This window comes from Leptothoe sp. EHU-05/26/07-4 (assembly GCF_043421015.1).
Classification (GTDB): Bacteria; Cyanobacteriota; Cyanobacteriia; order Phormidesmidales; family Phormidesmidaceae; genus Leptothoe; species Leptothoe turfae.
In genome coordinates, this window is the sequence record NZ_JAXSQV010000002.1 from 917320 (window position 1) to 935381 (window position 18062).

Annotated in this window: 13 protein-coding genes; 6 read left to right on the forward strand and 7 right to left on the reverse strand. The window is 50.1% G+C overall.

Annotated elements, in window-relative coordinates; translation table 11 throughout:
- Positions 1-39: 39 nt before the first annotated feature.
- From U2F10_RS05715 to U2F10_RS05730, 4 genes are read left to right on the forward strand one after another with little or no spacing between them, the layout of a single operon-like run.
- Entirely contained in the window at positions 40-1542 is a 1503-nt protein-coding gene (locus tag U2F10_RS05715; RefSeq protein WP_499871242.1) for a hypothetical protein, read from the forward strand.
- 33 nt (positions 1543-1575) lie between these two features.
- A complete protein-coding gene (locus U2F10_RS05720; RefSeq protein WP_499057729.1) occupies positions 1576-2922 on the forward strand; it encodes a hypothetical protein in 1347 nt (448 codons plus the stop codon).
- Positions 2919-4130, forward strand: coding sequence for a glycosyltransferase (locus U2F10_RS05725; RefSeq protein ID WP_163703169.1), 1212 nt, complete (start codon positions 2919-2921; stop codon positions 4128-4130). Before U2F10_RS05720 ends, U2F10_RS05725 begins: the two co-directional genes overlap by 4 nt.
- Before the next feature lie 13 nt (positions 4131-4143).
- On the forward strand, positions 4144-5376 hold the full coding sequence (locus tag U2F10_RS05730; RefSeq protein WP_499871244.1) for an O-antigen ligase family protein: 1233 nt from the start codon (positions 4144-4146) through the stop codon (positions 5374-5376).
- Here U2F10_RS05730 and U2F10_RS05735 read toward each other — a convergent pair.
- Both U2F10_RS05735 and U2F10_RS05740 read right to left on the reverse strand, forming a co-directional pair.
- Positions 5300-6490 carry a nucleotidyltransferase domain-containing protein gene (locus U2F10_RS05735; RefSeq protein WP_499871246.1) on the reverse strand — a complete coding sequence of 397 codons (1191 nt, stop codon included), beginning with the start codon at positions 6488-6490 and terminating at the stop codon, positions 5300-5302. The two genes, U2F10_RS05730 and U2F10_RS05735, sit on opposite strands and share 77 nt — an antisense overlap.
- 90 nt (positions 6491-6580) lie before the next feature.
- The gene (locus U2F10_RS05740; RefSeq protein WP_499871247.1) at positions 6581-8476 is read right to left on the reverse strand and encodes an asparagine synthetase B family protein; all 1896 of its coding nucleotides are present in this window, start codon (positions 8474-8476) and stop codon (positions 6581-6583) included.
- Between the two features lie 459 nt (positions 8477-8935).
- Between U2F10_RS05740 and murJ the strand changes: the two genes are divergently transcribed.
- Positions 8936-10318: a murein biosynthesis integral membrane protein MurJ gene (murJ, locus tag U2F10_RS05745; protein WP_499871249.1), complete on the forward strand. Its 1383-nt coding sequence runs from the start codon at positions 8936-8938 to the stop codon at positions 10316-10318.
- Between the two features lie 57 nt (positions 10319-10375).
- On the opposite strand, the gene U2F10_RS05750 is transcribed toward murJ, so the two are convergent.
- Positions 10376-12199, reverse strand: a complete 1824-nt coding sequence (locus tag U2F10_RS05750; protein ID WP_499871250.1) for an ABC transporter ATP-binding protein — start codon at positions 12197-12199, stop codon at positions 10376-10378.
- 348 nt (positions 12200-12547) lie between these two features.
- Between U2F10_RS05750 and U2F10_RS05755 the strand changes: the two genes are divergently transcribed.
- Positions 12548-12835, forward strand: a complete 288-nt coding sequence (locus tag U2F10_RS05755) for a PqqD family protein (protein ID WP_499871252.1) — start codon at positions 12548-12550, stop codon at positions 12833-12835.
- A gap of 38 nt (positions 12836-12873) precedes the next feature.
- Here the strand turns inward: U2F10_RS05755 and U2F10_RS05760 are convergent, their stop codons facing one another.
- The 4 genes from U2F10_RS05760 to U2F10_RS05775 form a co-directional block, all read right to left on the reverse strand.
- Positions 12874-14112: a cytochrome P450 gene (locus U2F10_RS05760; RefSeq protein ID WP_499871253.1), complete on the reverse strand. Its 1239-nt coding sequence runs from the start codon at positions 14110-14112 to the stop codon at positions 12874-12876.
- 37 nt (positions 14113-14149) lie between these two features.
- Entirely contained in the window at positions 14150-14920 is a 771-nt protein-coding gene (locus U2F10_RS05765) for an SAM-dependent methyltransferase (RefSeq protein ID WP_499871254.1), read from the reverse strand.
- Positions 14921-14952: 32 nt separating this feature from the next.
- Positions 14953-15960 (reverse strand): P-loop NTPase family protein, encoded by a 1008-nt coding sequence (locus tag U2F10_RS05770; protein ID WP_499871256.1) that lies wholly within the window; start codon positions 15958-15960, stop codon positions 14953-14955.
- 254 nt (positions 15961-16214) lie between these two features.
- Positions 16215-18014, reverse strand: coding sequence for an asparagine synthetase B family protein (locus tag U2F10_RS05775; RefSeq protein ID WP_499871257.1), 1800 nt, complete (start codon positions 18012-18014; stop codon positions 16215-16217).
- Positions 18015-18062 lie beyond the last annotated feature (48 nt).

An 18062-nucleotide genomic window follows, 5' to 3' on the forward strand; every position in this document is an offset into this window, starting at 1 on the left:
TTCTGTTTTATTCAATTTGTTCCGTATGACTCCATGGCTATGGGAAGTAAATCAGTGGAATTTCCGAGAAAGGTGATTTTTATCGAACTCAATGAAGTCCCTTTCAAGATAATTGATAATTTTATTCGGCAGAATCCTACTTCAGATCTAGCGCTGGCGCTACCGAAGTTTCACCAGTATCTAACCCACATTGATGACAAGGTTTTGAGTCCGTGGATTTCCTGGCCAACCCTCCATCGAGGCGTCCCGGCCCACAGGCACGGTATTTCTAACTTGGGAGAAAATCTCACTCTATTAGATCAGCAATTTCCCCCAATTTGGCAAATATTATCCCGACATGGTGTGAAAACGGGGGTGCTTGGTTCGCTACATTCCTCTCCTTTACCCCAAGAGCCAGACAGCTATGCCTTTTATCTGCCAGATAGCTTTGCCCTTAGCCCCGATTGTATACCGGCCCACCTATCCAGCTTTCAGGCGCTAAATTTATCCCTGGCAAGTCATTCTGCACGCAATGTGTCTGGTATGGTGCCAGTGAGGCAATCCCTTGAATTGTTAACGAATGTTGGACGTTTGGGGATTTTGCCATCCACATTAGTAGCGCTTGTCAGACAACTGGGGTTAGAGCGTCTGAAACCTTATCGGAAAAATCGTCGCCGCACCTATCAAGCTGTTCTGCACTTTGATTTATTTTTTAAGCAGCTCAAAGAGATTCGCCCTGACTTTGCCACCTGCTTTACCAATCATGTCGCCTCCGCCATGCATCGCTACTGGGCGGCAGCATTTCCAGAGGACTACCAGAATTTTGGGTTTTCATCGGCATGGGTGGCACGATACCGGGATGAAATTGATTTTGCCTTGGGCCAGTTTTCTCGCTTCCTGGGCCGGTTGATCCACTTTGTTCAGCAAAACCCTAGTTATATGCTGTGGATTACCTCTTCCATGGGGCAATCGGCAACGACGGCAAACCCGATTTTGCGACAGCTGTATCTGACTCAGCCCGCAAAACTGATGGGCACCCTCGGTGTGCCTGATCACGCCTGGAAACCCCAAAAGGCAATGCTGCCGATTACCAGCATTTGGGTAAATACCCCCTGGAGAGAATCTGTCCGTAAGGCGCTCAACTCTCTAACCATTGAGGGTGTTCGTGTGACCGTAGAAGAAAAGGCAGACGGGTTCTTTTCTGTCCATCTAGACAATAAGAATCTGGTGACATCTAAAACAACTCAGGCCGTCATTCAAGGACAAGCCTACGGGCTACTGGACTTAGGTCTAGAAAATGTCACCATTGAGGACCAAAGCGGAGCCAGCGCTTATCATATTCCTGAAGGATTGTTGCTCATTTATGATCCACTGACCCAGGCGGTAAACCATCGTCGCAGCTGTGTTTCTGTTCTTGAAATTGCCCCTACATTGCTAGAGCTATTTAACATTTCAGTTCCAGACTATATGCTGCCGCCGTCTGAACGAGGCCGCCTAGCATCCGATCTTGTTACTAAGGCAAATCAGCTAGCAAATCAACCCGCTACTGTGGCGGTATCCTAACCCATTAGTTTGAGGGGGTTTGAGGTTGTGTTAATGGAACAGACGCGACTGTCTGGAGTCTGTGAGTCTTCAGACAGTCGTAGATCAACCTGGTTACCACTACTGGGCTGGCTGCCACTGGCGTTAGCGATTAACAGCATTTTTTGGCAAGGACCCATCGCCTATTGGGGACGGTGGCTAGGTCTGCTTGTTTGGATTGGTTATGGATTTTTAACCCTTGTTACCAGTCGGCAATGGCGGCTGAGAGAGTTTGATGGTCTGGCCATATGGGTGTTTTTACTGATTGTTATTAGCACTTTTTGGGCAGGCGAGAATTTGAGCAGTGACCATAGTCTTGCCGCTGTAGATTTTCGCCAAACAGCTCTCATCAAAGCTTGCTCGCTTTTCTTAGGCTACCTGACCCTGACCTGGGGACTGGAGAGCCTATTGATTTCCCTTCAAACCGTTGTCCAGGTGATCAACAAATTTGTCATTGCCGTAACATTACTGTTGGCAGTTGGTTTGTTGGGTAATCTAATGGGGGCTATTCCCTGGATTGCAGGAGCCGGGGCAGGGCTGTTTGTTAACCCCAATACAACCACGGCGCTGGCGCTGGTGACGCTGCCCCTGGCGATTTGGTTTTATGTTCAACATCCAGGACTGATGGGCGTTTGGCCGAGTTTGACCCTTGTTACGGCCCTGGTGCTGGCTCAGGCGCGCTCAACAGTTATGGTGTGTGGACTGTTGGTGTTCTTCTACTTAGTCTGCTGGCCAGGGCTACGACGGTTACGGCTGGCTAATTTACTGTTCCCGTTGGGATTGATGCTACTGGGCCTGGTGCTCTTTTTGAGCATCGACTTTTGGGGGACTAACCTGGCCGATAGTTTGGTTCATGGGCTGCGCCCCAACTTTGATAATGCGCAGCGACCGGGACTGAGCAGCTATCGGCTAAATTTGTTGTGGCCAGTATTCATCCAGGGGATTGCAGCATCGCCTGGGACGTTCTTGATTGGCCATGGCTGGGGTAGCGAAGAGGCGTTGATGCTATTTCAGGCAGACCAATCCCGTTTTTTTGCCGCCTTGAATCTCATTAGTGCCCACAGTGCCTATTTGGGACTTACGTACCAGATTGGCCTAGTGGGCGGGGTGTCGGTATTTGGGCCGCTGTGGGCAATGGTACTGCGGCAGATGCTAACACCTCTACCCGAGACCATAACCCCATACTTTCAGCTCAAGGTTTCACTGGTGGGTGTTGTCCTCGCTGCCTTGGGTGTGTGTGTGTTTGAGTCTGGCTTTTATAACCTGGGGGCGATTTACATGCTACCAAGCTGGATGGCGATCTATCTGGTGACGCGCTTGGATCAACTGCCTGGGCAATCAGAGGAGAGGAGTCCTGTATGAAAGTACTACATGTAATTCCATCACTCAGTCCAGCTTTGGGGGGACCCACGGTGGTGGCGCTAAGGCTGGTCAGTCATTTACGAGCCTGCGGTGTTGACGCTGAAATCGTCACGACCAATGACAACGGTGGGCAGGTGTTAGACGTGCCTCTGGGTGAGCGGATACTTTACCAGCAGGTGCCTGTGTGGTTTTTACCGCGCTTTAGTTTGCCGATGAAAGAATTTCTATTTTCTGTGGCGCTCACCCGTTGGCTTTGGCAGCATGCGGCAGATTACGATCTGTTGGATCTGCACTATTTGTTTTCCTATGCACCCACCTGTGCTGGCATGCTGGCTCGCTGGCAACAGATTCCATATACCGTGAGAACACAAGGACAGTTAGCCCCTTGGGCGCTGCGGCAGAGTCAGTCTAAAAAACAGCTATACAGCTGGCTGATTGAACGGCGACATTTGAACAGGGCGGCGGCAGTTCACTGCACGGCATCACTGGAGGTTGAGGATGTGCGGCGCTATGGTATTACCGCGCCGACAAAGGTTTTGCCCTTGGGGGTGAGGAGTTTGGCGACTAATCCCAACGCCCGTGGGGAACTGCGGCAGCGCTATCGTATTCCTCTCAATAGGCCGATTATCCTATTTTTATCGCGTCTGCACTATGTTAAACAGCCAGATGTGCTGCTGCGCGTAATACACCAATTAACTCAGCGAGGGTGTTCGGCTCATTTACTCATGGCTGGAACCGGTGATGCAGCCTATGTCCATAAGTTGAGGGGGCTGATTATGGCTTTGGGACTAGAAGACACCGTAACCCTAACTGGGTTTGTTACGGGCACGGATAAACAGCTGCTATTACAGGGGGCAGATATGTTTGCCCTGCCTTCTCAGACAGAGAATTTTAGTATGGCGATCGCAGAAGCCATGGCAGCAGGATTACCTGTTGTGATTACGCCAGAAGTGCAAATCGCACCGGATATTCTATCTGCCGGGGCGGGGGTCGTCGCCAAGGGTACCTGTGATGACTTTACAGCGGCCATAGCAGGGTTGTTAGCCGACCCAGACCGACGGCACCAGATGGGAGAACGGGGACAACATTGGGCCAAGCAACATTACGACTGGTCCGTGATTGCGGGACAGCTAACCCAGGTTTATTCCGGGATTTTACGACAGCAGTCGCAGGAGACGGGTATGAGCGCACCGGTAGTGGTCCAATGAGACCTGTCTAAGGATGAAACGAGAGAAGATTTGGTACCATACCTATTCTTCTGGGCGGCTGCTATGGCTGAGCTACCTGGGGCTGCCGTTTTATGTTGGCCTGGTGGGGCTGGGGGTGACGCTGCTGTTGGCGGTATGGAATTACAAAATGCAGCTGCTGCGTCCTGGCATTGTGCGCTGGCTGGGGCTAGTGGCCCTCTGGATGGTGGGACAGACATTGTTGGCCCATGACCCGGTCAAGGCTGGGTTTGGGTTGGTGCATTATTTGCCCTACTTTGGGCTGTTTGCAGTGCTGCTGGTCCTGGAGTTTTCTGTGGCGGACTGGCGGGGGCTGGCTTGGGGACTGTTACTCGCGTCAGTTCCTGTGAATGTGGCGGGCTTGGTGGAGTATATCCTCAAAGCACCGGGAGTGGAGGCCATTTTGGCTGACCAGACGCTGGTGAATTGGATGTATCAAGGAGAGCATTATCACCGGGCGGCCTCTATTTTTTCGAACCCTAATGTGTATGCCAATTATCTGGTGGTCTTGTTGGGGCTGGGGTTGGGATTAGTGGGGCAGTGGCCGCAGCGCTGGCGACAGATCAGCCTGGTAATCGCACTGGGGTTAGTGGGCATTGGCATTGTGTGTTCGGGATCGCGTAATGGGTGGTTGGTGGCCTTAAGTCAGCTGATGCTGATGCTGTGGCTGGGCAGACTGCGGGGCCAGCTACACTGGCTGGGGAGGATAGGCGTGCTGGCGCTGGTGGGAAGTGGGATTTTGGGTGGCATCGGCACCTACGAGCTGACGCTGGCAGATATAAACCAAAGCTTGCAGCATGATTCTCGATTGAATACTTGGTGGGTGGCCTGGCAGTTGGTGCAAGCTAAGCCCTGGCTGGGTTGGGGGTTGGGTAGCTTTGCGCAGCTATATCCGACGCTGAACCCACTGAAGGACTATTTGCAGATGTCCCACGCCCACAATATTGGGCTAATGCTGCTGGTAGAGGGAGGACTGGTACTGACCCTGGCGCTGGCGTTACCGGTGGGACATGTGTGCTATCGGGGGGTGCGATCGCTGCTATTGCCTTTGTTTAAGGGCAGAGCCAGGGCAACGCTGCTGGGCTATGGGCTAGCCCTGTGGGGGCTGCTGGGCTTTTCGCTGTTTGACCTACCGTTTTACGATGCACGGATTAATGCTCTGCACTGGATGGTGTTGGCGGGGGTGTATGGGCTGACGGGTAAAGACGAGGCATCAACATCTGGATAAGCTTATGCAACAGGCGCAGTGGCCGAGCGAGATAGGACAGTCCCCAGTGGGAGAAATGGGGGGAAAGCCATGTGCGATCGCGGGAATTGGGAGTCAGGGCATAGCCAACAACATGGGTCAATAGGCGCAGGTCGGTCCAGCTGGGTCGGTGGGGGTGCTGACACAGTAGCAGAGCACGGAGGCAGGCTTGCTTGCTGCTGCTGATAGGGTTGGATTGCAAAAGGCTGAAGATGCCCTGGTGGGGGTCGCGCTCAGTGAAGAGTGTGGCAGCGACCTGATCAATATGGCGGTTAGCAATAGGGTCGCTATAGCTGGCGTGCTCCTCCTGTAGCGGTAAGGGCAAGGTGAGGGGAATAAAACGGTAGGTCAACTGTAGGGCACAGTGCACCAGACGGAGGTTATTACCGGCCAGGGTGAGCACCTGTTCTGGATCAAGTTTGGGCATCAGATCGGCCAGGTCACAAAATTGCGACAGACGCAGACGGTCAAAGTAACTGTCTTTAACAATTTGGACGCAAAGGATAAGAAAATGGTCTTCTGGACTGAGGGTAGGTAGGGTAGTTCCCAGGTAGGGCAGGGGACGACAGCGCTGGTGTAGGGCAGCAAGATCGAGCCGGTAGGAAAAGCAGGGCGGGGCGATTTGCCAGTGTAGGTCGATGCTGAATTGGCCGTTGGGGGCAGTGAAGTCGCTGCCCCAGGGAGTTCTGTCCCGCAGGCAGTAGCCCTGGGCCAGGAGAAGAGACTGGGCGGCCTCGGCATCTGTCGCATCGACCAGCAGGTCGAGGTCACAGTAGGTGCGGCGGGAGAGGTCACCGTGGAGGGTGAGGGCCAGGGTGGGGCCTTTGCAGGGGAGGACGGGGAGATTGGCCTGGTGAAAAGTGGAAAGGAGATGGGTGAGGGTTCTAGCAAGCTGCCAGTTGTAAACCGTGAGGGATTGGGCGGTTTGTTGTAGAGGGCATTGGAGGGAAGGAGGCAGGGTATGGTAGAGCCGAAGCAAGACGCCGTGGCGCTGTGATAGATGAAATAGGGCAGGCCATTGAGGTGACTCTAGTGCGGCACTAGTCACTGTTTGGTTGAGATAGGATAGCAGGTGGGTAATTTGTGGAGAGTGCACGGGTAAGGGTTGCGTAAAGGGGTGACACTAGCAAGGCTTTGGTAACCAAATAAGACTTAAGACAGACCAAGACCAGGACCCATAACACCATCAAAGGCTACAGGAGTGAACATAACGGCAGTGTTCTCCTTGCGGAGCTGTGGCAACAGTCAACGGTTGTTCACTAAACGGTTTAGCTTCAGTAGAAACCTGTAGCCAGTAGGCCAGCCCCAACAGTCTCTCTGTTGCCTCCATAGCCTCAGTTCCTGCCGAATCTGCTGCCCGAAGGATCTTCAACAGTTGCTCGCGATTCACATAAGCCTCTAATCTCGGCGCGGTTCTCACCAACCCTTCTATCCATACCGGCAACATCGCCTGCATCACCGTGGCATAGTCCTTTGGCGCTTCAAACACCATTTTCTTACGGGTGCGAATGGCCTCGGGCAGCTTGCCATACATCATTTCTCGCAACAGCCGTTTATCCACCAGCCAGGGAATCGGTGGAATCGCCATCAGAAACTCCACCAATCGCAGGTCAAAGAAGGGGTAGAGCGGCTTCACCGGTAGCCCAGTCATACCCGGATCGTGCATTTCAAAGAGATTGGACCAAACGGCGGTGTGACCCATGCCGTAGCGAGAGATTTTGTCTAACGCATCGGCCTGCTGGACGGCAAACCGTTGCTTGAGTCGCCAGCGAGCCGCAAAGTTGTGGTCTAACGCAAGGGGCACCGTTGCCCGGTTGCGGATAATGGAGCGCCGACAGGCCCGCCACCAGAATACCCTTGGTGTGCCGTGGGTCTTAAAGTAATCAAGCTGTACCTGCCACCAGCGCTGTCGCAGCCCCTGCTGCCACCATTCCCAATGGTAAAACTCACCAAAGCGCAGGGCCGAGTCGCCGCCAAACCCGGTCAGCACCGTGCGGGCATGGTCGCCGCAGCGCCGCATCAATGTTGTTATGGTTTGCCTGCCCATGACAGAGCCCGGTGGCAGCACAGGCGAGCGGGCGGGGTGCAAATCGGGCACCTGGCGATACCTGCCGGTCGCATCGAGTGTGTTTAGGGGAACGCCAATGGTGTGGGCCACCATGGCCGCATAGGCGTTTTCTTTTGGCATTATGATCCGGTCTTGCATTGTGAAAGCCTGCAAGCGGCCCGCCTGTCCCCGTTGCTGTAGTATGTGCTGGGCCACAGCAGCAATACTATTGGAATCTATGCCACCGCTGAGGTGAGTTGCCACCTGGGGGCTGCGCAACCGGTCAGATACGGCTTGTTCAAACAGTTCAGAGAAGTGTTCGACATAGTCTTCTGGGCGCTTGTACAGCGTCAGCGGTTGCACCCTAGGCAGCTGCCAGTAGGGGCGCACCTTGAGCACGCCCGGTTCCCAAGTTAGGGTATGGGCCGGGGGTAACCGGCGCACATCGTCAAAAAGAGTGGTGGGATAGTCCAGATTCATGCCCCATAGCACCTGGTCTGCCATGGCCTGCTCATTGATGCGATCGCTAACGCCGGGATAGCGACGCACACAGTCTAGGGTGTTGCTACACACCAAAGTCTCTTTTACCTGGGCATAGAAAAAGGGCACCACACCAAAATGGTCGCGGGCGGCAAACAGACGCTGTTGCCCCTCATCCCAGATTAAAAAGGCAAAATCCCCCTGGAGATGCTCAACACAGGCCGTATCCCAGGCATGGTAAGCTCTCAGCACTAAAGATGCATCCGAGCACTGCGATGAAATATCGGCATAATAGGACCTGAGCTTGGCAATGAGCTCATCGCGGCCATCCAAGCGTACGTCTGCTGAAATCCACACCCACTGATCTAGTGTCAGGGGTTGCTGCTCCTGTTCTGGGGCCGTTCTCAGCAGCGCGTGTCCCAGACCTGCCAGTGGTGTATGCCAACAGGTTTGGGCATCTGGCCCGCGAAAGGCCATACTGTCTGTTATTTGACGCAGCAATGCTTGACTGACCGGCTTACTGGGCCGACTAAATAAACCAACTATTCCACTCATGCTGCTGTGTGACCCTTAGTTAATAACAGAAATCATCAATAGACCTTCTTCCACTAGACCGTTCACCGGTGTCTGCATGTCCTGGTTAAACTGTTCTACTAAGAATAGACACTGGCACCACAACCTACTGCATACGATTAAAAATGTCACATTAGACTATTTAACCAGACTATTAATTCAAAAAATCTGTTAGATTGAACTTTCTCTATTGACTGGTGCTAATGGTGTTGATTTTCTGCGTGAAAATACAGTGAGTGTACTGCCAATATTTTTCTCGGATTCTTGGTAAACCAATGGCTAAGGCTTAAGAGGACTACACTTACAAAAATCTTTCTGTTCTATGGGTAAACACTGTTGTTTTCTACGAGAAGGAAGGTTTGTTCAATGTCAGCTGACGGTACTGTGGAGACTTTACTGGTCTTCAACGAAGCAAACTTAAATCTTAGTTAGGATTGAGTCTTGCCCAAGCGTTTGTCCCTGTTTCCAAAAATTGTTCAAATTCTGACTTCATCGGCCAGCGTCGTGGCGGGGGCAACTCTGGCCACCCGGCTGGCTGGTTTGATGCGAGAGCAGGTAAACGCAGCTGTTTTTGGGATTGGGCCGCTCTATGGAGCCTTCCAGTATGCAGTTTTATTACCAAACCTGTTTCTAGTTGTTCTGGGGGGGATTAATGGCCCGTTGCACAGTGCCGTTTTGACTATTTTGGCGAACTATCCTCCGGAGAAGTCCAGGGCCATTGTTCGGGCGTTAACGGTGGTGATCGGTGGCGCAATGTTGGGGGTGACTGGCTTGCTAGTTTGGTTGGCTCCCCAGGGTATTGATCTGATCGCGCCGGGGCTGGCGGTGGGGGCGGGTGACGTCCGAGGCTTGGCAATTCGGCAGTTGCAAATTATGGCTGCGACGGTGTGGTTCGGCAGCATGATCGGCCTCAACATTGGTCTGTTGACCTGGCATCGTAACTATTGGCTGCCAACGCTGAGTCCGCTGCTGTCGAGTTTGGCTGCGATCTCAGGCGCATTTTGGTTTAACCATGGGTTCCAACAACAGCTCAATAGCGCTGACCTAGCGAGCGGTCAGGTGCTGGCCTGGGCCTACTTAGCAGGGGCGGTGCTGCAGTGGGGAGTGCTGTGGCTGGGCCTGCGGGGGTACCCACTTAGTCATTCGTTGAGTGTGGCTTGGCGACATCTGGGCCTGTGGTCAGAAATCCGCGTAGCGCTGCGTTTGATTGCCTCTAGCTGCTTATTTATGAGTGTTACCCGAGCAAACTGGTACATTGACTTGGCCTTTGCCTCATGGCTACCTGAGCCGGGGGCGGCGGCCAGTGCGCTAACGCTGGCGTTTCTAGTAGTGCAGGCCCCGGCAGGGATTTTTTCCAATGTGATGCTCGTACCGCTGGTGCCAAACTTGGCGCAGGTGGCGAATGAGCCCGGGGAGCTATGGGAGCAATCTCAACGAGCTTTAAGTCTTATGCTCCGATTTGTTTTACCCATGGGCGGGCTGATGGCACTGTTGGCCACCCCCATTGTGGCACTGACGTATCGGCGAGGGGCCTTTGACCCGGAAGCGACATTACTGGTGGGGCACGTACTACGCTGCTATGGGTTGGGGCTGGGGGCGTACCTGAGCCGAGAACTGCTGGTCCGCGTCCTACATGTGCTCCGCGCCCATCGAGCATTAGGCTGGCTGAGCGCCTGGAGTCTGGGGTTAAACATTTTATTTAACGGTTTTCTATATCAATCCCTAGGCGTTGCGGGGCTGGCGCTGGGGAGCAGTGTGGTCGATGGGGTGTTGAGCCTTAGCATGTGGCTTTGGCTGCGGGAGCGATTGGTGTTGAAACCCTGACAAGTTAACTTCCATGCCCCTGTGGGCTTGTACTTGAGAGCAAATATCCGTTTCTCTCTAACGATATTTTTCAGCTTGTATTTCAAACAACTGGAAATAAAGCCCTTGATTGTTCATCAGCTCAGCGTGGCTGCCACATTCAACGATTTTTCCCTGTTCCATTACATAAATACGGTCGGCCAGCCTCACAGTGGACATACGATGACTAATCAGAACAATCGCCTGGTGACGAGCTAAGCTTTTTAATTTTTGAAACACAGCATATTCTGCCTTGGGATCCATAGCGGCAGTGGGTTCATCTAAAACCATAATTTGTGAGTCTCGCAAAAAGGCTCGGGCTAAGGCAATTTTTTGCCATTGGCCTATGCTTAGTTCTTCGCCTTGATCAAAGAGTTTGCCTAAAATAGTTTCATAGCCCTTAGGAAGCGTTTGAATAATTGACTCAGCACCAGACTGACGAGCCGCAGATTCGATCCGTGTAACGTCATGGTGGTGTTCAATATTGCCAAAGCTAATATTCTCGCGGGCTGTGAGATAGTACTTGGCATAGTCTTGAAAAATAACGCTGATTTGTCGTCGCAGCTCGGAAATTGCGTAGTGCTTAATATTTTTATTCTCTAAGTAGATATCTCCTGATGTGGGATCGTACAGCCGACAAAGTAGCTTAATCAGCGTCGTCTTCCCACATCCATTTTCACCGACTAGGGCAATGGTTTCACCGGGGGCAACCCTGAGGTTAATGTTGTGCAGAACCTGGCGTTGAGTGTTGGGATATTTAAAATTAACCTGCTTGAAAACAATGCCTTTCTGAAATGTGGTGGGCATTACTTGGGGCTGCTCAGGTTCTAGCACATGGGGCGTTAGTTCCAGAAATTCGAAGATATTTTTGAGAAATAGATTATTTTCATGGAGTTGCGCCAAACTATTAAAAAACTGTTTTAATGCGGTTTGCCCTCGCTGCATAGCTTGATAATAAAGAACTAAGTCACCAAAGGTAAATTCGTTGTTAAATGCTCGATAAATAATATAGCCATAGCTAACGAGCAACAATACTCCACCAAAGAGCTGGGTGCTAAAGTTGTAGACAGCTTGCTTGGTTGCGATCGCTAATTTTTCTCGATAAATTTTAGTTTGTACTGTGCGATACCGACGTCTTAAAAATGAGCCTAAATTGAACAGGCGAATTTCTTTAGCAAACTTTGCCTCCGTCAGCAAATGACTCATATAAAAAGATTGGCGCTGCAAGGCTGTACGGCGACGTTGCCAGCGGTAAAAGACACGGGTATATTTCAGCCGAACCCACAAAGCAGGGAGGGAGGCAGCCACTAGAAGAGCGATAATCTGCCAAGAAATAGACAGCAAAAGTCCACTGAGGGCAGCTAGCAAAACAGCATTTTTGAAGACATTCGCCAGACTACTCAAAATTTGATTACAGCGAAACGATGCTTCATTTTGAGCCCGTTGGAGCACATCATAATACTGAGGATTTTCGTAGTATGCCAAGTCTACGGCAATGGATTTTGCATGGAGAATATCTTGCAGACTATTGGTTACTTTTTCACCCTGTGCCGTGTTGACCAAGTCAGTGGTGCTTGTTAAGACAATATCAACAATGGCAATGCCCCCAAGTACTACTAACCATGGCATCAGGTGAGTATAGCTATGCCATGAATTGGGAAGGGCATGAGCTGTACTAAAGATAGCTCCAATATTGTCTACAATTACTTTACTGACATAGAAAAAGGTGGCAGGCAGCAGACCCTGAAACACTAGCAATAGAGAGCTTACACATGTCCACTGCGGTGCGCTTTGCCAAATAATTTTGATGGCAATAATAAGGTATATTCCTTGCGGAAGAATGGTTGGAAGCCAACGCTGCATCTCAGTTCCTGACTTGGGTTGGACTGTGTGACCTGAATAGTGCTCAGCGTACTCATTTAATACTATAAAAAGTGTTTTTGACAGTCTGGAAAATTATTCAGGCAACATTCGTATAATTACTGATGGCAACTCACACAATCGTTGAGATCCTCTTGTTGTAAGACCATTGATTTAGTAGAGATTTTTGGCTTGCCGTAATCGATCCCTAAGTTTATCTGAAGATTATCTGCAAAATCTAAATCTAAGATTCTAGTTTGTCACAGGAAAAGAATGTGAATCAATTGCGCTCTTGAGTTTTCTCCAGACTATGGGTTCCAGATCCCGATTTCGTTCAACAATCCTAAAACTATGATGCAATTTTCGTTAGATCAAGGACTATCCGTGACCTCCCATGTGTTGGCTCAAGACTTAGCCGGAGAGTCTGTGTTGTTAAATATTCAAACTGAGGAATATTTTGGACTGGATGATGTGGGGACTCATATGTGGCAAACCTTGATTGAGAAGGAGTCCATTGAAATGGCCATCGCCACCTTGCAAACTGAATATGATGTGGAGCCAACACTGCTACAGCATGATGTGGAAACATTAATTGACGAATTATTAACCCATGGTTTAGTTGAACTGATTGCTGCATAACCTCCTTGGCTACTTTATAATCACGCTGGCTCGATTGATTAAAATGAGAGCGGCAATGATTTTAATCCCCGTCCCAGAAAAGACTCTTCCCAGTCGAAAGCCTCTGGCGCTGTGGATACGAAGGATAACTTAGGTAAACGCTGTACTAGAGTCCCCACGGTGATTTCCGCCACAAGTTTAGCCATATGTTTGCCGATACACAGATGAATGCCTTGGCCAAAGGACAGGAAAGGATTGGGGCTGCGTTTGATGTTAAAGACGTCAGGTTCAGAAAATTTAGCCGGATCTCGATTAGCGGCAGCGATAATACAGTTCACCACTTGTCCCTGTGGAATCATGTGATTGTCAAGTTCAATATCCACCAGTGCTTGGCGTGAGACACCCTGCACCGGACTGTCATAACGCAAGACTTCATTAATTGCCGTCCCCATTAAGGATGGCTCACTCTGGAGTAGCTGCAGTTGATGCGGATGTTGAAGTAAGGTGAGCATGCTTATGCCTAATAAATTTGCAGTGGAAGAGTGCCCAACGGTAAACATGAATATACAGGTTGAGAGCAGTTCTGTTTCACTTAACTGATGGTCGGCTACGGCTTGCATCAGGGTGGCAATTAAGTTGTCCTGGCCTTGAGTAATGTTGCGACATTGATCAAACCAACTTTGAAAGTAGTCAGCTAAACCTGCGATCGCTAATAGTCCCCGCTCTCTTGCCATGGGGGTTACATCCATATCTGCAATTACAGATAAATCTTCTGACCACTGCTTAAATTTGGGATGCCAAGCTTGGGGCGGAATACCTAAGATTTTGCAGTTTAAACTGAGGGTAAGGGGATAGGCGAGATCTGCAATCAGGTCCATCTGGCCTTGAGCTTGGACCTGATCAATCAGGGTATGGACTGTTGTTTGCAGATGCGATCGCAAGGCCTGAACCTGAACAGGCCGATAGGGATGATGTAAAAGAGAACGAATTCTGCTGTGATCGGGCGGGTTTCTCAGCACTAACCATAGGCCCATCAGGTTTTGGCTTTCCTGACGCAGTTTGAAGAATCGATGCAGAGGCCGTTGACTGCTGATTTGTTTTACCGATGACTGGTGATGTTCTGTACGACCAAACTTAGAACTTTTGAGAACGTCTGCAACATCAGCGTAGCGCGTCAGTAACCAGTCGTTATGGTCAGGCCGATAATAAATGGGATGATGGGTCTGCAAATAACGATAGGTAGGATAGGGATTGGCCCGAAACTCTGGTAATCGAGGGTCAAAAGGTAGACAGTCCATTTCGGCTTTTTTAGCAGCTAACGTTAAATGAAATACCTCAATTTGCCACGATGTCTATCAACGGGAAAGACTGACACCAACCTCTGGGCGATCGCAACGCAGTATCCACCAGGCCACGCAAAACACCAAGCTGTCCAGGGGGTTCAGAATCACCATAGATTCGCTCAAAATTCTGTTGCCAAAGTAAGATCGTCCGTAGGGAGTAAACCCGTCGATTTTGCATAGATTGAATAGTCCAGCCTGCCAACTTCAAATTGCGCACCAGTTCAGAAACAGTGCAAAGCACAATGGAGTTACCAAATGTTAAACGATCACCGCTATAACCATCTGCCGCACAGCTTTCTGACAAAATTAAGCGTGATCCACAGGAACGTAGACGATGTAGCAAGCTTAATTTGTCCTGAATATGGGAAATCATTTCAAGGCTAACTATCACATCATAATCGCCAGGAATTTTTCCAGAATCTTGATCTAAATTCTGTTGCCATACCTGTAAACCTAGGCTTTGACAATAATTCATTTGGGCCGTACTACAGGTAATCCCAGTGACCGTGCATTCCCGTTCTGCAATTAATAGTTGGGCCGGACCACCCCAACCACAGCCAACATCTAAAACGTTTGAACCCGAGGGAATATGGGGATAATAATTTCTAACCGTTTGTTTTAAGCCTGTTTCTAATGTTTCAGTACCTCGAAAATAACCAAAATGATAATGTAAATCTTCACCAATAATCTGTTTCCAGGCCTGAACCGATTCAGTTGAATAAAAACGATCTAAGTCCAAGACTACTCCAGTGTCCATGGTCATCTAACAATTCCTGGGTTAATGGCATTGCAGCTCTAGACCGCACTCAGCCTCACATCTTCTACAATCGCATCACAGAGTTGAGACAGTGCCTGCAAATTATGACTGCGTTTCACCTTTCGTACGGGTACATCCCTGACCACAGAACTCATCGCTGCAAATTCCCTAGCTTGCTGATCGGCATCCGCGTTCATCAACTGACCAGCCGATCGATGTCTCATCATCAGCATCACAGCGGCAGCCGGGGAAATGGGTTCGATTGTTGGCTTTGCCGCTGTCAGCTGATCTTTATTCACGGTATCTAAGACATAAATAGCCGACAACGGTAGGGGATGAGGATAAAAGTTCCATGCCGTTTTATTGAGCGCCGGAGAATCACTGGGAGTTAACTCAACAAAACGTTTCTCCGAAAAGCTAAAAACCCTTGTCAAATCAGCCTCTGATCCATATACAGCCTGGATCGTTTCAGGCCATAGCCGTAGACGAGGATAGCCCGGATGGACATGCCAGGACTGGGATAAATTGTCCAGTACCGCCACATCGTCAGCCAGCATTGGATAGCCTTGACTGACCAAGGCTGCTGCTGTAGTCGATTTTCCGGCTCCGGTGTCACCTACGATGGCAATGGCCTTTTCCCCCATGGCAACCACACAGGCATGAAGACACAACCTACCTCGCAACCGCAACACACAAGCTAAAACGGGTCCCACTAAGAGACCAGTAACTTCTTCTAGAACCGAGCGATCCCAGGTGACTGAAATGTCAGTACCCAGAGCATCGATCTCAAAATTAAGCTGTCCATCGCCACGAAACCAAAGTTGGTAATGGGGCACATCGGCCTGGGTGATAACCGTCAATCCCGACGACACAAACTCAACATCAGGAGACGGTATCTGGGATTTCTCTCCACTCATTAAGTCAACTTTGACATCAATGGGTAAATCAGGGCTAGCGGAGATGAGATTAGGCAAACATCGATTTACCTGGAGGGTCAGGCCATAAATCCTGTATGTTTTATTCTGCTTAGAAGCTTGTTGAGGCACAGATATAGACCGTTCAAAACGTCAGCTATGAAGCATATTGGAAAATTCCACTGCCACCGTCTGAACCCACAAATGTTGTGCTAGTCAGCGTAAGCTCACTCACTTTACCTAATTTATCGAATTTAGGAGAATGGTATAGACGCTTGCCTGATTTTGGTGTCTTATTAGGAGTCGTTTGAGACATGATAATCATCCTGTAGTATGGTACTTGAGTGCCGTTATTCTTGACTGAAATGAAACTCAGCCTATGGATGCTATGAATGGCATAGCCAATAAGCAAGTTGTAAAACGCTTGATGCCTGATTATAGCCCAGGGGAGTGAGAGTTTCAGGCTTTTGCAACGTTTGTAATAGTTGTTCCGACTTAATATAAGGTGTTAACGCAGTGGTATGAATTAATTCTGTCATCCAGGGTTGGATGCCTCGCTGTTGCATCAACTTGTAATGGGGAGACTCACCTAAAGGGGTTTTAGGCCGCTGTCGCACAGAATCTGGCAATCGCCCCTGCATCGCTTCCCGTAACAAGAACTTACTTTGGAACCAGGGGGTTGATGGGACGGACAGTAAAAATAACACCAGGTGCAAGTCGAAAAAGGGAAAGCGCGATTTAACGGGGAAGCCGCTGAAGCCAGGGTCAGACCAGCCAAAAATGTTAGACCAAAGGGGTTCATCGGCCATCCCATAGCGTTCTAGTTGTCGTGATATCGTCAATTGTTCTTGCAATCTTGCGGCTAGGTCCGTTCGTTTAGCAAAATCTGGGTTAAACCAGCCAGGTAACACCATCGTTTGGTCTCTTCCAAGCCATCGATTAAGGCGAGTTCGGAGGCGGAGCTTTGAGCGAAGTGTTCCCATACAGCCCAGGAGATTAGGAATAAAATACTGGTATTGTAGTAACTGAGATAGATTTATGGGCACTGGATAAAGGGCGGGATCCCCGCCAAATCCTTGCAGTAAGACGCGGCTATAGGTGGCTACCCGGCGAATAATCTCCACCTCTGCCACCTGGGTGGGAATTAGGAGAGGTTCAGGATAACGATAGTCTGGTTTCTCTGGGGGAGCTTGCTCAATAAAATCTTCTGCAATAAGGTATTCCAGGGGCAATCCAGCCTGTTGAGCAACCTGTGCCGCATAGGTCCCCTCATCTTCTTCGATCAAATGGTCGTAAACAATCGCGTAGGCCCGGAGGTCAACCTTAAAGCCACAAGTTGTTTTCAACAAACCATGGGCCGTGGCCGCAATACTAGTGGAGTCCATGCCGCCACTTAAATGGGTACCTACTTGATCGGTACGCAGCCGATCGGCCACAGACCGGTCAAATAATTCTCGAAAGTGTTCGATATACTCCCGTGGGTCTTTATAGTGGAGCATTTCCACCTGTTCTGGCAACTGCCAGTACTGCTGGATACGCACCTTGCCTGCGGACCATATCAGGGTGTGAGCTGGGGGCAACCGTTGAATATCGGCAAAGGTGGTACTGCTGCGATCCATATTCATACTGAACAACAGTAGGTCTGCGATCGCCTGCTCGTTCAAATAATCGGACACGTGCGAATGCAGCCTTAGGCAATTCAAATGGTTGCTGACAATGACACCGTTACCAACGGTGGCATAATAGAGCGGCACCACCCCAAACTGATCCCGCGCACAAAACAGACGCTGCCGGGGACTATCCCATAGGGCAAAGGCAAAATCTCCACTCAGTCTGTCTAAACAATTCTCTTGCCAAACCTGATAGGCCTGTAAAACCAGTTCAACATCGGCGGCCTCTGATTTTACCATGCACCCAGCCTGGCGGAGTTGATCGATTACCCCCTGACGGCGATCGAGACGGATATCTCCAGTTAACCAAACCGTGCCATTTAAACTATGGGGTTGCCGTTCTTGCTCAGATTCCCAAGTGGTGCGCAACAGAGCATGGCCAAGCCCCACATAACTTTCACTCCAGATATTCTGGGCATCTGGGCCGCGAAACACCATTAAATCTGTCATTTGCTGAAGCAAAGAACAGTCAAGGGGGTGACCCTCTCCATTGAGAATAGCAACAAAACCACTCATAGTATTAGAAAAAGTTCAAAAATGTGAGCGGCTCACATGTACTCTTAA

Coding starts and splice junctions, on each gene's coding strand:
- U2F10_RS05730 (WP_499871244.1), top strand. CDS start 4,144: ATGAAACGAGAGAAGATTTGGTACCATACCTATTCTTCTGGGCGGCTG.
- U2F10_RS05725 (WP_163703169.1), top strand. CDS start 2,919: ATGAAAGTACTACATGTAATTCCATCACTCAGTCCAGCTTTGGGGGGA.
- U2F10_RS05750 (WP_499871250.1), bottom strand. CDS start 12,199: ATGCAGCGTTGGCTTCCAACCATTCTTCCGCAAGGAATATACCTTATT.
- U2F10_RS05765 (WP_499871254.1), bottom strand. CDS start 14,920: ATGACCATGGACACTGGAGTAGTCTTGGACTTAGATCGTTTTTATTCA.
- U2F10_RS05720 (WP_499057729.1), top strand. CDS start 1,576: ATGGAACAGACGCGACTGTCTGGAGTCTGTGAGTCTTCAGACAGTCGT.
- U2F10_RS05760 (WP_499871253.1), bottom strand. CDS start 14,112: ATGGACTGTCTACCTTTTGACCCTCGATTACCAGAGTTTCGGGCCAAT.
- U2F10_RS05715 (WP_499871242.1), top strand. CDS start 40: ATGGGAAGTAAATCAGTGGAATTTCCGAGAAAGGTGATTTTTATCGAA.
- U2F10_RS05755 (WP_499871252.1), top strand. CDS start 12,548: ATGATGCAATTTTCGTTAGATCAAGGACTATCCGTGACCTCCCATGTG.
- U2F10_RS05740 (WP_499871247.1), bottom strand. CDS start 8,476: ATGAGTGGAATAGTTGGTTTATTTAGTCGGCCCAGTAAGCCGGTCAGT.
- U2F10_RS05775 (WP_499871257.1), bottom strand. CDS start 18,014: ATGAGTGGTTTTGTTGCTATTCTCAATGGAGAGGGTCACCCCCTTGAC.